Consider the following 16,172-nt stretch of genomic DNA (forward strand, 5'->3'; position numbering starts at 1 on the left):
TCTTATTTGTATCAAACCGTTAAGTTTCAATTAAGTCCCGCTGGTTAAATTAATAGTAGGAATACATTTTAACTGATCTGGGAGGCAAGATGTCAAAACGGCAAAAATGGTTCATCGTATTGTTTAATATTATCCTGCTGGCTATTTTTTTGGATGTCAGCATGCTGATTTTTTTAAGGATAGTTGACAGTCAGGGGATTTTCCAAACTGATGAAAGGAAATGGCTGACTTTTTTAGCTTGGCTTTTATGCTATGCTTTTGTATGGATGTGTCAGGGGCTGGCTTATCTGCTGCATGCTTATTTAAAAAAACTGAGAAAAAGGACTGAAAATGCTTAGTTGACCTGAGTGGACTGGATACCGGTCAGAAAGGATTTCTTTCATTTGCATAGCCTTTTTAAATTCGCTTCTTGAAAAGGAAGTGTTATAATAGCATTATGATTGAAAAGCTTAAAATTTTGCATATCAATGATTTGCATTCGCATTTTGAAGCCTTTCCTAAAATTAAACGTTTTTTTACAGAAAAATCTGAGTCCGTCAGTCAGGTCATCAAACTCGATATTGGAGACAATGTTGATAAAAGTCATCCAATGACTGAAGTCAGTTCAGGTCAAAGCAATGTTGCCTTAATGAATGAACTTGGAGTCGATTTTGCTACAATTGGCAATAATGAAGGAATCGGTCTGTCAAAAGCGGAACTCAACCGGCTGTATGAAAAAGCAGAGTTTAAGGTTATTTTAGGGAATCTGACCGATGCTAATGGGCGTCCGGACTGGGCCAGTCCCTATGAGATAGTCACGACAGCAGCTGGCACCAAGCTTGCTTTTTTAGCCTATACCTTCCCCTATTACTGGACTTATGAACCCAATGGCTGGAATGTTGCTGAACCGCTTGCCTGTCTGCAGCGGGACTTGCTGCTGCCGGAGGTACAGTCAGCTGATTTTCGCATTCTGCTGAGCCATTTAGGGATACGTCTGGATGAAAAAATCGCCCGGACTATGCCGGAGATTGATTTAATCGTCGGGGCTCATACTCATCATGTTTTTGAAGAAGGAGCCAGCTTAAAGGGGACTTATCTGGCTGCTGCCGGCAGGTACGGTGAGCATGTTGGTGAAATTGATTTGACATTTACCGACCACCGTCTTTCTGATATCACTATTTTGGCGCATGAGACCCGCCACTTGCCCAGCTTAGCAGCTGATAAAAAATGGCTTGCAGAATATACTGAGGCTGGACGCCGCTGTCTGCGCCAGCAAAAGCTAGCTGATTTTCCCCGCGATTTAAGTCTGTCAGAATCCGCAGATTTACTGATGACAGCTATGCAGACGTATGCAAAGAGCGATTTTGTCCTGATTAATACCGGATTGATTGTCAGCCCTTTTTCTGCTTGTTTTACCAAAGACTCTCTGCATCATTCGCTGCCCCATCAAATGCGCCTGATCAAGTTTAAGCTGACATTGCAGGAAATGACGGAAATTTGTCAGGAAATTTTTGCCAAAGAAGCCTTACTGGCCGGTCAGGAAATTCGCGGAATGGGTTTTCGCGGGAAGCGGTTTGGCCGTTTAATGACGAAAGGTTTTACTTACAAAAACGGCAAAATAGTGTATAATAAAGAAGCTGCTATAGAAAATGATGAGCTGACTCTTGTTTTAGTAGATCAGTATTATTTTGCCTCTTATTTTGAAAAATTAAAAGAACAAAAGGCAGAGTTTCTTTTTCCTGATTTATTAAGAGAAGTGCTTGAAAAATATCTTATCAGACAATTAAAAAGATAAAAAAGAGTTGTAAAAACAGAACAAAGCTGTATGAAAATCCGTGCTTCAATTTTAGTCCGAACTTGGGAATTGGAGAGTGTGGGGACCTTATAATATAGGGGTCTGTCTCTTTCCTTACTTTACCGGCCGCCTTTTCATACGGATTTGACACAGCCTTTGTATCTTGGGGAGAGTGGGTATGAGAAAAGAAATTTCTCCTGAAATGTATAATTATAATAAGTTTCCCGGTCCGCAGTTCATGGTCTTTGCTGACCGTGTTAAAAGCGATGATGCCGAATTTCTTCTTTTAGAAAATGAAAAAAATGCCTTTGATCCTAAGGTATTCAGTCAGCGTTTTTCAGAAATTTTATTAAAATATGATTATATTGTCGGTGACTGGGGGAATGAACAGCTGCGTTTGAAAGGATTTTATAAGGACAGCAAACCGCAGAAAAAAGGCACTCCGATTTCGCGTTTGCCTGATTATATTAAAGAATACTGTAATTTTGGCTGTGCTTATTTTATTCTCGAAAATCCCCAGCCTAAGACAGCTGCAGATGAAAGAAGCCACAGAGTTTCCAGCAGGTCTGAAGCCGAATCAGCGGAACACAGAGTTAAATCTAAAGGCAGGCATAAGATGCCTTCTAAAAGGCCATTCAGCCAAAAACGCAGGCATTCCCAAAGACTGTCCGATCAAACAGGAGAAGAAACACCGGCTAAACGGCATTTTGTTATTAGAAAAAAGGAAGACTAGATTATGAAACCATCAATTTATGGCTTAACGCGTGCTGAACTGTCAGCATGGGTCGCTGAACAGGGTGAAAAGCCTTTTCGGGCCGAACAGATTTGGGACTGGCTTTACCGTAAACGTGTTCAGTCCTTCGATGCCATGTCTAATCTGCCGCAGGCTTTTACAGCTTTATTGGCCGAACATTTTTGTATTAACCCTTTGAAACAGCGTATTGTGCAGGAATCTGCTGATGGCACAGTCAAATATCTGTTCGAGCTGCCCGATGGGATGCTGATTGAAACCGTCCTGATGCGTCAGCATTACGGCTTATCTGTCTGTGTGACAACACAGGTGGGCTGCAATATTGGCTGTACTTTTTGTGCCAGCGGTCTTATTAAAAAACAGCGGGATCTTACCAGCGGTGAAATCACTGCGCAAATTATGCTGGTTCAAAAATATTTTGACCAGAGAGAACAAAATGAGCGAGTCAGCCATGTAGTTGTTATGGGAATCGGTGAACCATTTGATAATTATGATAATGTTCTTAATTTTTTGCGTATTATCAACGATGACCGCGGTTTAGCCATTGGAGCGCGTCATATTACTGTTTCGACTTCGGGTCTGGCTCATAAAATTCGAGATTTTGCCAATGAAGGTGTTCAAGTTAATTTAGCTGTATCTCTCCATGCACCTAATAATGAACTGCGCTCCAGTATTATGAGAATTAATCGCTCTTTTCCTCTTGAAAAGCTTTTGGGAGCGATTGAGTATTATATTGATACGACTAATCGCCGGGTAACATTTGAATATATTATGCTCAATCGTGTTAATGACTGGCCGGAAAATGCACAGGAATTAGCCGACTTAACAAAGAAAATCCGCAAGCTCTCCTATGTCAATCTGATTCCTTACAACTCTGTATCCGAACATGATCAGTACAGCAGAAGTCCTCAGGATCGAGTAGCCGCTTTTTATGATGTATTAAAGAAAAATGGTGTTAACTGTGTTGTGCGCCAAGAACACGGCGCCGATATTGATGCGGCCTGCGGTCAGCTGCGTTCCAATACGATGAAGCGCGACCAAGAAGAATTGGCAAAGAAAGCGTAAATCAATGATACCTTTTTTCAGCCAAAAGGGAAGGCCCAGTTCTTTAGGCAGAACGGCAGGCTGGTGTTTTTTAGCTCTTTACCTGCTGGCTCTTGCTCTTATGTGCTTTACCCCTCAGCATGGTCTGACAACTTTTGAAACGCCTGGCATTCAGCGCTTTGGCCGAGTAGTTGTTTTGCTGGTACCCTTTAATTCTCTCATTCATTTTACTCATTTGCCTGACTGGCAAGCTGCAGTCTGGGTTATAGGGCAAAATATCGTTAACATTTTTTTGCTCTTTCCCCTAGTATTTATCTGTTTATTCCTTTTTCCCCGTTTAAGAAAAGGCAGACATGTATTGTTAGCAAGCTTTTTAATCAGTCTGGGGATCGAGTGCACCCAGATTCTCGCAGATTTGCTTTATGATGCCAACCGTGTTTTTGAATTAGATGATTTATGGACCAACACACTGGGCGGTGTATTGGCTTGGATCGCTTACCGGCATGTGCAGAAGCATTTTTTGCATAAAAGAAAGTAAGAAATCTCTTTTGTGATGTATTCATCATGGAGGAGATTTTCGCGTGGTGGTGGCAGTTTTCGAGTACAGGCACAGTCAAAAAATAAAAACAGATAACTCTGCTGTCTAAAACGCTGTAGACAACTCAGTTTTTCAGCTGCTTTTGTTACAGCCTTTGTGTCTTGTGGAATTGAACACGGCCTAAACGCTGCGGGAAAAAGAAACATGTGCAAACCTAGTGCTGACTTAAGTTTTAGCCAGCCGTAGATGACTGAAGGCTTTGTCGTCTTGACAGCCGACCGCACCCTTCTAGTCATCCTGGCAGGGGTGCGCCTACGAAATCAAAGATTTCTGGCTTACCGCCTATTTTCCTTTTGCGTTTTTAACGGCCTTTGTATCTTGTGGAATTGAACACGGCCTAAACGCTGCGGGAAAAAGATAGTCTGTCTTAGAGCCTTGCTGGCTCGTCATCCAGCCTTCTATTTTCCTTTTGCGTTTTTAACGGCCTTTGTATCTTGTGGAAGGATGTTTTATGTCCATTGTTAAAAATTTGTGGTGGTTTTTTAGATTAGAAAAGCGGCGCTATTTGCTTGGGATTTCTGCGCTGAGTTTAGTTGCAGTTCTCAATCTTATTCCTCCGAGAATATTGGGGAATGTTATTGATGCGATTACTCAAAAGGACTTAACCCATACAGAGCTGCTTTGGAATCTTCTATGGCTGATTATGGTTGCTCTGTCTATGTATTGGCTGCGCTATCTTTGGCGCATGTATATTATAGGCACATCCTACCGTTTGGGCCAGATTATTCGTTATCGACTGTTTGAGCATTTTACAAAAATGTCCCCGTCTTTTTACCAAAAATATCGGACCGGTGACCTGATGGCCCACGCTACTAATGATATTAATTCATTGACGCGTCTGGCCGGAGGAGGCGTTATGTCGGCTGTCGATGCTTCTATTACAGCTTTGGTCACTCTGATTACTATGTTTTTTACCATTTCTTGGCAGATGACTTTGATTGCCGTGCTGCCGCTGCCTTTGATGGCATTTGCAACCAGCCGTTTAGGTCGTAAAACCCATGAAAGCTTTAAACAGTCTCAAGCGGCTTTTTCCGAGCTTAATAATCAAGTGCAGGAAAGTGTTTCAGGAATTAAAGTGACAAAATCTTTTGGTTATCAGGAGCAAGAATTGGCTGCTTTTCAGAAAACCAATGAAATGACTTTTGAAAAAAACATGGTTACTATGAAGTACGATGTCATGTTCGACCCGCTGGTGCTGCTCTTTATTGGAAGTTCCTATGTTTTAACTCTGCTTATGGGCGCCTTTTTGGTTTCAGCTAATCAGATTACAGTCGGTAATTTGGTCACCTTTATAACCTATCTTGATATGCTGGTCTGGCCTTTAATGGCCATTGGTTTTCTTTTCAATATGGTACAGCGCGGTGCTGTTTCGTATGAGCGGATTAATGCTCTGCTCGAACAGGAGTCGGATATCAAAGACCCCGACCAGCCTCTGTCTGATATTGAAAACGGACCTTTGGTTTATGCTATTGACAGTTTTCAGTATGAGAACGAACCAGCCTTATCTGATATTCACTTCACCTTGGAAAAAGGTCAAACGTTAGGATTAGTCGGACAAACCGGATCCGGGAAGACAACGCTGATTAAACTGCTCCTGCGGGAGTATGATGTGACGGAGGGCAGCATCAGTCTTAATGGGCAAGATATTCGCCAATACCGTTTAGCCGATTTGCGCAGTTTGATAGGCTATGTCCCTCAGGATCAATTTCTGTTTGCAGATTCTATTTTGGAAAATGTTCGTTTCGGAAATGCCCGCTTAAGTTCTCAGGAAGTTGAAGAAGCAACACGTCTGTCTCAAGTGTATGATGATATTATTGCTATGCCTGAAGGCTTTGCAACAGTTGTCGGTGAGAAGGGTGTTTCCCTGTCAGGCGGTCAGAAACAGCGGATTGCTATGAGCCGGGCAATGATTTTAAATCCGGAGATTCTGATTTTAGACGATTCTCTTTCCGCTGTCGATGCTAAAACGGAGCACACAATCATTGAAAATCTTAAACAAACACGCCAGAATAAATCAACGATTATTACAGCCCACCGCTTATCTGCGGTTGTTCATGCTGATTTGATTTTGGTCATGCAGGATGGCCGTGTTATTGAGCGCGGCAGTCACGATGAACTGATACAGGCCGGCGGCTGGTACGCAGCCACCTATGCAGCTCAGCAATTAGAAAAGGAGGAGGAAGAGCGGTATGAATAACAGCAATCAATGGCGCGTATTTAAACGCTTAATGTCCTACCTCAAACCTTATAAACTGCTGACAGCAGTCGCACTGACTCTGCTTTTGCTGACGACGGTTGTCCGCAGCTTGATCCCGCTGCTAGCCTCCTATTTTATTGACCACTTTTTGACTGATTTCAACCAAACAGCGGTTATGATGTTGATCGGCTATTATCTTATGTATGTCCTGCAGACCATCATTCAGTATCTGGGGAATTTCTTTTTTGCGCGTGTGTCTTACAGTATTGTCCGTGATATTCGTTACGATGCCTTTGCTAATATGGAAAAATTAGGCATGTCCTACTTTGACCGGACGCCGGCAGGGTCAATTGTGTCACGTCTGACTAATGATACAGAAAGTATCAGTGAAATGTTTTCCGGTATCTTATCCAGCTTTATTTCAGCTATTTTTATTTTTACGGTTACCCTTTATACAATGCTGATGCTGGATGCCAAACTGACAGGCTTAGTAGCCCTTTTTCTGCCCTTCATTTTTCTTTTAGTTAATCTTTACCGCAAAAAGTCTGTCAAAGTGATTGAGAAAACACGCAGCTTACTGAGCGATATTAATACAAAACTGTCTGAAAGTATTGAAGGGATTCAGATTATTCAGGCTTTTAGCCAAGAAGACCGTCTTAAGGACGAATTTGAAGCTATAAACAAGGAGCATGTCCTCTATGCCAACCGTTCTATGGCCTTAGACAGCCTCTTTTTACGTCCGGCTATGTCGCTTTTAAAACTTTTAGCTTATGCAGTTTTAATGGCTTATTTCGGTTTCCAGGGAATGGGTGCAGGGATTACAGCCGGGCTGATGTACGCTTTTATTCAATATGTCAACCGCTTATTTGATCCCCTGATTGAAGTGACACAGAACTTTTCGACTTTGCAGACTTCCATGGTTTCTGCCGGCCGAGTTTTTGACCTGATTGATGAAGCCGGATATGAGCCGCTCCAAGCTGACAGCCAGGCTGAGATAACAGAAGGCAGCATTGAATTTAAAGATGTCAGCTTTTCTTATGACGGAAAAAACCGGACCTTGAATCATATTTCCTTCAAGGTTCAAAAGGGTCAGACCATTGCTTTTGTCGGACCGACAGGTTCTGGGAAATCTTCTATTATCAATGTCTTCATGCGCTTTTATGAATTTCAGTCCGGACAGGTCCTGCTGGATGGCAGAGACATTCGGACATATAGCCAAAAAGAGCTGCGCAGCAAGGTGGGGCTGGTACTTCAAGATCCCTTCCTTTACCACGGCACCATTAAGTCCAACATCAAAATGTATCAGGATATTTCTGATGCTGAGGTGGAAGCTGCAGCGGAATTTGTGGATGCTGCCCCATTTATTCAAAAATTGCCGCAGCAGTATGATACACCGGTCAGTGAACGCGGCTCCAGCTTTTCAACCGGTCAGCGTCAGCTGTTAGCCTTTGCAAGAACAGTGGCCAGTCAGCCTAAGATTTTGATCATGGATGAGGCAACCGCTAATATTGATTCGGAGACAGAACAGATTGTCCAGAATTCACTGGAAAAAATGCGGCAGGGACGGACGACCATTGCGATTGCCCACCGTTTATCCACTATTCAGGATGCGGACTGTATTTACGTTCTTGATAAAGGGCAGATTATCGAATCGGGTACTCATGAGGAACTGCTAGCTCAAAAAGGGACCTATCAAAAGATGTATCAACTGCAGGCCGGTATGCTGGATTCAGCAAGCTAAAAAACGTTCTAGCACGTCTAATTGATTTTATTTCTTACATAAAAAGTGTTCAGCCACCTGTGAAAGCACAGGTGGCTGATTGCGTGTCAAACGAAAACTGTCAGCATTTGAGCTTTTATTAAGAAGTCTGTTCCTTTTCATCAGCTGCATTATCGGTTGTTTTTTCTGAAAGCTTCTTGCTATCTTTGTCCTCCCTTTCATCAGAAGAGGCCGGTTCTGCTTCCTGTTTTGGCTGGGATGCTTCCGGATTTTCTTCCGCTTTGGCATCTGTTGCCGCAGTCTTTTCCCTGTTTTGTTCTTCATAGGGGACCGGATTTGCTGCATCAGCCTGTGAGGCGGTGTCGGCTGATTCTGCCTGAACTGTTTCTAAGACGTTTTGAAGGTCCTTTGTGTCTGAGGCTTCAGTATCTTCTAGGATTTCAAGCTCATTTGCTGTTTTTGGAGAAGCCTCTGCCTGTTCCCCTGCCTCAGCCGTTGAAGGAGCTGCTGCATTTCCGCTGATATCGCCGCCCTCTGCTGACTTAAAGTAATCAGCAATCACTTTTGGTATATTGTGCTCATTCAAATCCAATTCTTCTTGTGGGATACGGTTATGACTGACATTTAAGTAACGAATAGAGCGGTTGGTCTGACTGAGTACTAATGTACTGAGGAGATTGTGAGAAGCATCAATATCATCTAAAATCCTAAAGCGATTGATTCCTTCCAGATTTTGCAATTGATTGTGAGTAAGATTCAGAGTAGTCAGACTGGTTTGCTCTCCCAATAATCCCAAATCACTGATTTGGTTATTGGCAACTGATAAATTTTTCAAAGAAAGAGCCTCTTCCAATCCTGCCAGTGAACGAAGTTTATTATGTTCCGCGTTCAAATTTTTTAGAGAAGGAAGCTGTTTGATAAAAGTCAAATCCGCCAATTCGTTATGATTGACTGTTAATTCTTCCAGTGACTGGGCTTTTAATGTATTAAGGTTGATTTCAGGGTTGTGCGACACAAAGAGGCGTTTTAAATCTTTCTTACCACTGAGAGGGGATAAATTGGTGATTTGATTGTGCTCTAAACTGACGGCCTGAAGTTTGGATAGTCCTCTTAAAGCGCTAAGATCAGTGATATGATTATAGTCAAGATTGAGCGATTCTAAGTGATTCAGGCTTGCCAAAACACTGATGTCGCTTATATGATTGCCGGCTGCTGATACCGATTTTAACTGCGGGTAATTTCTTAAGAATGAGAGGTCTGAGACATTATTTTGTGAAATATCTATTCCCTCTAAAGTCGGTATATTTTTCAAAAAATCATAATTGCTGATACCGGTTTTTGTCAACCACAAGTGCTTCAGCTTCTTAAACTGATAGAGCGGATAAATGTCTTTAATAGGGGTAAAACCAATGCCTAAGATCTCAATATTAGGCATCAAATCTAGGCCTTTTCGTTCAAGAGGATTTGGCCGCTCACCAATATTAAGTGACTTGACAGTTTTTAACCATTCTTTCATTTTGTCAGGATCGGTCTCTTGTCCGGGGAAGTCTGTGTCTGCTTGAGCGTGTAAGATATCCTCAATAATATCATCATCAAAGCCTAAGGTTTTCAGCGTCGCCATACCAATCGTTTGGTGAGCATGCGGATTATCCTGAGCATGAGGAACTTCGATAGGCGCATTAAGTGAAATTTTATCCACAGCAATGGCGTGTTCATGGTCGCCATGAGGATAAATAAAGACTTTTCCATTATCCCTATCTGCTACACGAATGCTTGATAATGGCAGATTAAGACTTTTTGCCAGATAAGCCCGCTTCGCTTCCAAATCCGATTCTTGATTAGGTTTCGTCTGAGGCGGGAGTTCTGGCTTTTTGGACTCGCTGCTTGGCTGATTTGGTTTAGGACTTTTCTCAATTAGGCCTTCCCATTTCGTTCCTTTAAGACTGCCATAGGTAACAATGTGAATATGACCTTGATGCTCAACCAGCAGTCCTATCTCTGTTCGCCCGACAATGCCGTTTCCATCAAATATAAAACCATCACTTGTTGGGTAATCGATGCCTGACCGCCCTCCCATAGGTTGAGAGGGAAGAGGTGGTATTGGCTGTCCAATTGAACCATCGGATACCAGTGGATTGGTTAAAGGAAATAAGTAGTCAGTCTGCCTTCCTTGCGGAGGAGACAGGATGGGTGCCACAGTCTGTCTCAATGTTTGATGCGGTGCTGGTCTAGCCTGAAAATAACCCGTCAGGCTGCTTTTTAGGATATAGTGGTAGTGGTCTTCATGCCTTACGATATAGCCATTGGCGTCTTCAACAACAATATCGCTGGGGCTAAAGACATAATGATCATGAGCTCCGTTCTGAAAAGAAGAAGTCCGGCTTGCAGCCTCGTGGCTTGTTGCTTGTTTGTAATTTTTGGGGATTAAATAAGCCCATTTGCTGCCCACCAAATCTGAGTAGAAGAAAAAGTGGCTGTGCCCGTTATGCTCAACTATTATTCCAGAGTCTGTTTTAGCTGTAATTTGACTCTCGTCTGTCAAAAGAAAACCATCGTTCGTCGGCTTGTCAATCCCCTCAATTTGCCTTTTTTTCTTATTTTTTCGCTTCTTGTTTTTCTTATTTTTTTTGACGTGATGCTCTTCAATCTTGAGATACTTAGTCAGTTTTCGAGCTTCTTTAATACTGATCACATTTGCTTTATGCTTTTTATCAGTAGGATAATAGTAAAAGTCCTCATCAATTTTGACAATATAGCCTTTTTCCAGTTTAGTGACAATGTCCTTTTTTTCCAATTGGTAATCGGATGGTGCTAATGTTTTCGAAAGAAACTTGGCATTATAAGGGATAGCTTTTTTCTCCACATGATAATGGTTTCCATGAACCATTACATAGCCGTCTTCCTGAATTTCGGCAACCACTGTAATCTCTTCAGCTTGCTTCAGCTTCTGTTTAGCTGCTTTGTCTTGGGACAAGGGCTCCTGTTTGGATTCATGATTTGTCTGGCAAGCTCCTAAAATCAAATGGGCCGTTAAAAATAAGCTGACCAGTGCTAAGCGTTTTTTTGACCTTTCCATAAAAAACCTCCTCAAATACTTAACCGGTTAATCATTAACCGGTTAAGTATATCACAAAATTATTTCAATGACAAGCAATTAATATAAAAAGAAGAACAAGAGGAGAACACAGTGTGGCTTTTTAATTGCCGATTTTTTTCTAAAACGCTTGACATTATTTTTTTAATCATAGAATAGAAACAGTTGGTTAGAGATTGACTGCTTTTTCAAAACTGGATTTGATAGAAGCAAGGAAAATTGATACACTAAAATAAAAAATAGCCTATTTCATAGAGAATTTATACCTTAATTGATTATAGCTTGCTGCAGTATTTCAAATAACAAATTATTAAGAAAATCAGTTTTCATCAGCAAAAAGCAGGCATTTCCCTGCCTCATTTACAAAAAATGACAAATGTCATCTGTTGCAATGACATTAAGGGCTAACGCTTCTATCAGAATTAGGATACAATAACATTAAAGCAGAGCAAGAACTGAATGAAAGCTGCTGCAGAAATCCGATTTGTTACTTTGTTTTGATATGGCCTTTCTGTCTTGAAGGAGGAATTATATGAATCCGGTTATTAAGGTATCACATCTGTTTAAAAATTTTAAAAACAAAAAGGTGCTCAAGGATATTTCGTTTACGGTTCAGCAGGGAGAATGTTTAGCGCTTATCGGTCCGAACGGCTCCGGAAAGACTGTTCTGCTGACCTGTCTTTTAGGGGATTACCTTCCGACTGAAGGCCGTATTTCCATATTAGGACAGTCTGCTCAAGCACAGAAGCTAAAGGAAAAAGTAGCCGTTTTATTTCAGGATAATCTGACGGAACAAAAACTGAAGGTGTCTGAATTGTTGAATTTCCAAAAAACAATTTACAGCGACCCCCTGTCCGATACGATTATTTCTGATTTGCTGGACTTCACGGACCAGCAGAAAAACCAGTTCGCTGATAAACTTTCGGGCGGACAGCGGCGCTTACTGGCTTTTGTACAGGTACTTGTGGGCCAGCCTGATATTATTTTTTTGGATGAACCGACAGCCGGTATGGATACGAACACTCGACAGCGGTTTTGGGTTATTGTAGACGACTTAAAAAAGGCCGGCAAAACAATTATTTATTCCAGCCATTATATCGAAGAAGTGGAGCATACGGCAGACCGTATTTTAGTACTGCATGAAGGAAAGTTGCTGCGTGACACAACGCCCCATTTGATGCGAACGGAAGAAAAAGAAAAAGTCTTTACCTTACCTGCCGCTTACCGTCCTTTTGTTGAAGATCAAGCTGTTTGGAATTTGACAGAAAAAACAGGGGTTATTTCTTTTACAACTAAACAGCCTCAAATGATCTGGAATCACTTGCAGCAGGCAGGCTGCTTAATCGATGATATTGAAATGACAAATCGTACCTTGCTTGACAGTATTTTTGAGAATGAAATAAAGGAAAGAGAGTCGGTCTAATCTTAAAATCTAGGGTTTGTGTCTAAAAGTTCTTTCTGGAGTGCAGGACTATCTAGTAAATTTTGCTTTGCTCTTTTGACGGCCTTTGTATCTTGATGGAACTGAACACGGCCTAAGAGCTGTGCAAAAAAGATAGCCTTCCCTTGAGTCATTAGCGACTCATCGGTCAGTCTCCTATTTTTGCTTTGCTCTTTTGACGGCCTTTGTATCTTGATGGAACTGAACACGGCCTAAGAGCTGTGCAAAAAAGATAGCCCTCCCTTGAGTCATTAGTGACTCATCGGTCAGTCTCCTATTTTTGCTTTGCTCTTTTGACGGCCTTTGTATCTTGATGGGAGAAGTGATATGAACACATTTAAAGCCATTTTGTATCAGGAATATCTGATTAATAAACGTTCTTTATCTAATCTGTTCGCGGGAATCGGCATGCCTGTTGCTTTCTTTTTGCTCTTTAGCACTATCTGGGGAAGTGATGACAGTATGTCTAAGGAAATGGCCGCTTTATCGACTCAGCGCTATATGCTGCAAATGGCCGCTTTTTCAAGCCTGAGCTTTGCTTTTTATTCCCTGCCTTTTGCCTTTCAGGAAGACAAGGCAGGCCACCGTTTCAAAAATATTCAGCACAGCCCGGTTCCTATGTGGCAATATTATCTCAGTAAAATTTTAGCAGTACTAGTCCATTTTGTTTTAGCTATTGTGGTCGTTTTTGCAGTCGGTCATTTTGCCAAGGGTGTCAGCATGTCTGTGACAGACTGGCTGGCTTCGGCTGGGCTGCTGTTTATGGGGGCAGTTTGTTTTATGCCTTTCGGTGCTCTTTTTGTACAGATCTCATCGGCTCAGACTCTGGCCTTTGTTGCTAATATTTTTTATCTGGGGTTAGCAGTACTTGGCGGTCTTTGGATGCCGATTTCGACTTTTCCGGATTTGATGCAAAAACTGGCTAAAGTGACTCCGACATACCATCTCAACAATCTTCTGATTTCTTATTTTGACGGCCGTTTTTCTTTTCAGTCTCAGCTGATACTGCTGGTTTATGCGGCAGCAGTCTTTCTGCTTGCTCTAGCAATCGGAAAGCTTCGTGAGGTGAATTGATGTTTCATGGTTATCGAAAAAATGATATTCTTTTTTATGCTGCCCTTATATTTCTTGTTTATCCGCTTGGCGGTGTTTTCTGGTTTAACTACCCCTTGTGGACGGTGCCTTTTACCTTTGTTTTTGCTCTTTCTTATATCGCATTGATCCATATCAAGGATGTCTATCGAAAGACAATTGCGGCTCTTTGGTTTTGTACTATGGCTTATATTGCCTTAATGACCTGTTTTTTAGTTGAACCATCAATGATGTGGTATTTCTTTTTTCAAAGCAATCTTTTAATTTGGCGTTTTCGTGACAGCATTAAAAGTTACCGGAGTATGACCTTTCTGTTTGAAATTTTTGGAGTCAGTCTCTATTGTTTCCTTCAAGTTTCAAACTCTATCGGCCGGATTGTGATTATAGTGATTCCAGCTTTTATCCTTATTTTGCACTATTCCCAGAATCGTATCCGCTTTGAAAGCGATCTTCAAACCGAAGTTTACAGACAAAATCAGTATATTAATCTGTTGACTGCCGAAAACGAACGCAGCCGCATTGGACGTGATTTGCATGATACACTGGGACATACCTTTGCCATGATGACACTCAAGACAGAGCTGGCGCTGAGACAATTAGAACAGACTAAGCTGGAAGCAGTCCGCAAGGAGCTGACTGAACTTCATCAAATCAGTAAAGATTCAATGAAAGAGGTCCGCAGTCTGGTAGACAATCTAAAATACCGTACAGTAGAAGAAGAGCTGAGTGTTATTACTGAAATGTTTAGTTTTTCAGATATTGATTTGACAATAGACCAGAGGCTGAATCTGCAAACACTGACTCCCATTATCCAGTCCAGCATTACAATGATTTTGCGCGAACTGACAACTAATGTTATCAAACATGCTGAGAGAGCCCGGCACTGCCAGATTAAACTCAGAAAACATCAGGACGCTATTGTGGTTGAAGTCAGTGATGATGGCTGCGGTTTTGACCGTTTAACGGGACAGGAACTTCGTTCCATTAGGGAGCGTCTGCAGTTTGTAAAAGGTGAAGCAAAGATTGTTTCAAGTCAAAATCCGACCGTTATCAGAGTCAGCTTTGAAGAGTCAAACACGAAGCTGTAAACAGGTACAGGGCAGCAGTTTATCTAATGGCTGCATATCTTGTCTGACGTTCTCGTTTTGACGTTGGCATAAGGTATTTTGGTTTAAAAACGGTTTAGAGAGAGGAATGTTATGAAAAGTGAGCAGCAAAAGGCTTATGGAGAAGCGGCACAAAGTATCGCACCTTATGGTTTTGCAATGGCTTTTTTTACACTGCTTTATTCCCTATTTTTTGGTTTCGCTTGGGGGCTGATCGGATGGTTTATGTTTGGCTTAGTGGCTGTCTGCAGTGTTTATATTGCTTGCATTAGTTTAAAAAATATGAAGCACGCAAATCGTTTTGAAGTTTATGAAAGTCTGGAAGGCCAGAGGATTAAAAAGCAGATGGGACTCTTAAGTGCTGTGACTTATACAGGTGTGTGGCTATGTGTACTGGTATTAGCATTTCTTGATTTGAGGCCATTTATTTTTCCGGCAGTAACCTTGATAATTGGTTTGCATTTTATTCCGCAGGCAAAAATTATGAACAGAGTGATTGATTATTTTGTGGCCCCATTCCCAATTTTATCAGCTTTGTTAGCTATATATCTGGGTATTGTATCCGATATGCACTGGTATGTGCTATGGTCTGTTTCTGGTATCGGCGGAGCGGGTGCCACATTGGTTTATGGTTTTTATCTGTTATCTGTTTACAGAAAAACAGCAGAAAAATTTGGTGTTCCTTATAAATAGAGGAAAATGATTTAAGATGAGGGAGAAGCTGAGATGAAATTATTAGTTGCTGAGGATCAGTTCATGCTGCGTGATGCTTTATGTCAGCTGCTTCTTATGGAAGAAGATGTTGACTGTGTCTTTCAGGCGGCAGATGGATTAGAAGCGATAGCTGTTTTGGAAAGAGAAACTGTAGATGCAGCAATTTTAGATATAGAGATGCCCCGGAAAAGCGGTTTAGATGTCTTAGAATGGGCGCGTGCCAACAGTAATACTAAAATTATTATTGTCACAACCTTTAAGCGGATTGGTTATTTTCAGCGAGCCATCAAAGCAGGTGTCGATGCCTATGTCCTCAAAGACCGATCCATTTCTCAGCTAATGAAAACCATTCATACTGTTTTAGAAGGACATAAGGAATATTCCCCTGAGCTGATAGAGAATATTATTTCAGCCAACAATCCGCTCAGTGCTCAGGAACAAAAAATTCTGAGTCTGATTGCCAAGGGTAAAACCAGCAAGGAAATTTCCCAATTGCTCTACCTTTCAGACGGGACGATCCGCAACTACACCTCGGCTATTTTTAATAAACTAGGTGTCAGCAACCGGGTTGAAGCTGTTAAAATGGCTCAAGAAAAGGAATGGATATAGATTAAGAGCAGAACTCCCAGACCATAAGTGTC

The 16,172-nt window shown here is 41.6% G+C and carries 13 protein-coding genes; 12 read left to right on the forward strand and 1 reads right to left on the reverse strand.

The window, feature by feature from the left end; genetic code table 11:
• Positions 1 to 89: 89 nt before the first annotated feature.
• The 7 genes from DDV21_RS03345 (at position 90) to DDV21_RS03375 (ending at position 8,105) form a co-directional block, all read left to right on the forward strand.
• Positions 90 to 338 (forward strand): DUF3923 family protein, encoded by a 249-nt coding sequence (locus tag DDV21_RS03345; protein ID WP_116877905.1) that lies wholly within the window; start codon positions 90 to 92, stop codon positions 336 to 338.
• Positions 339 to 436: 98 nt separating this feature from the next.
• On the forward strand, positions 437 to 1,774 hold the full coding sequence (locus DDV21_RS03350) for a bifunctional metallophosphatase/5'-nucleotidase (protein WP_116877904.1): 1,338 nt from the start codon (positions 437 to 439) through the stop codon (positions 1,772 to 1,774).
• Between the two features lie 178 nt (positions 1,775 to 1,952).
• Complete coding sequence (locus tag DDV21_RS03355) at positions 1,953 to 2,507, forward strand: YutD family protein (protein WP_116877903.1); 555 nt, start codon at positions 1,953 to 1,955, stop codon at positions 2,505 to 2,507.
• A gap of 3 nt (positions 2,508 to 2,510) precedes the next feature.
• The gene (gene rlmN, locus DDV21_RS03360) at positions 2,511 to 3,590 is read left to right on the forward strand and encodes a dual-specificity RNA methyltransferase RlmN (RefSeq protein ID WP_116877902.1); all 1,080 of its coding nucleotides are present in this window, start codon (positions 2,511 to 2,513) and stop codon (positions 3,588 to 3,590) included.
• Between the two features lie 4 nt (positions 3,591 to 3,594).
• Positions 3,595 to 4,107 carry a VanZ family protein gene (locus DDV21_RS03365; RefSeq protein WP_116877901.1) on the forward strand — a complete coding sequence of 171 codons (513 nt, stop codon included), beginning with the start codon at positions 3,595 to 3,597 and terminating at the stop codon, positions 4,105 to 4,107.
• Positions 4,108 to 4,618: 511 nt separating this feature from the next.
• A complete protein-coding gene (locus DDV21_RS03370; RefSeq protein ID WP_116877900.1) occupies positions 4,619 to 6,364 on the forward strand; it encodes an ABC transporter ATP-binding protein in 1,746 nt (581 codons plus the stop codon).
• Positions 6,357 to 8,105, forward strand: coding sequence for an ABC transporter ATP-binding protein (locus DDV21_RS03375; protein ID WP_116877899.1), 1,749 nt, complete (start codon positions 6,357 to 6,359; stop codon positions 8,103 to 8,105). Before DDV21_RS03370 ends, DDV21_RS03375 begins: the two co-directional genes overlap by 8 nt.
• A gap of 118 nt (positions 8,106 to 8,223) precedes the next feature.
• Here the strand turns inward: DDV21_RS03375 and DDV21_RS03380 are convergent, their stop codons facing one another.
• A complete protein-coding gene (locus DDV21_RS03380) occupies positions 8,224 to 11,160 on the reverse strand; it encodes a pneumococcal-type histidine triad protein (protein ID WP_116877898.1) in 2,937 nt (978 codons plus the stop codon).
• A 550-nt stretch (positions 11,161 to 11,710) separates the two neighbouring features.
• Between DDV21_RS03380 and DDV21_RS03385 the strand changes: the two genes are divergently transcribed.
• From DDV21_RS03385 to DDV21_RS03405, 5 genes are all read left to right on the forward strand, one after another.
• On the forward strand, positions 11,711 to 12,601 hold the full coding sequence (locus tag DDV21_RS03385) for an ABC transporter ATP-binding protein (protein WP_116877897.1): 891 nt from the start codon (positions 11,711 to 11,713) through the stop codon (positions 12,599 to 12,601).
• A 345-nt stretch (positions 12,602 to 12,946) separates the two neighbouring features.
• A complete protein-coding gene (locus DDV21_RS03390) occupies positions 12,947 to 13,693 on the forward strand; it encodes an ABC transporter permease (protein WP_116877896.1) in 747 nt (248 codons plus the stop codon).
• Positions 13,693 to 14,799, forward strand: coding sequence for a sensor histidine kinase (locus DDV21_RS03395; RefSeq protein ID WP_116877895.1), 1,107 nt, complete (start codon positions 13,693 to 13,695; stop codon positions 14,797 to 14,799). The genes DDV21_RS03390 and DDV21_RS03395 overlap by 1 nt, the downstream gene beginning before the upstream one ends.
• 111 nt (positions 14,800 to 14,910) lie before the next feature.
• Positions 14,911 to 15,510, forward strand: coding sequence for a hypothetical protein (locus DDV21_RS03400; RefSeq protein ID WP_116877894.1), 600 nt, complete (start codon positions 14,911 to 14,913; stop codon positions 15,508 to 15,510).
• A gap of 33 nt (positions 15,511 to 15,543) precedes the next feature.
• Positions 15,544 to 16,140: a response regulator transcription factor gene (locus tag DDV21_RS03405; RefSeq protein ID WP_116877893.1), complete on the forward strand. Its 597-nt coding sequence runs from the start codon at positions 15,544 to 15,546 to the stop codon at positions 16,138 to 16,140.
• The last annotated feature ends 32 nt before the right edge of the window (positions 16,141 to 16,172 follow it).

Origin of the sequence: Streptococcus chenjunshii (assembly GCF_003086355.1) — a bacterium.
Lineage (GTDB): Bacteria > Bacillota > Bacilli > Lactobacillales > Streptococcaceae > Streptococcus > Streptococcus chenjunshii.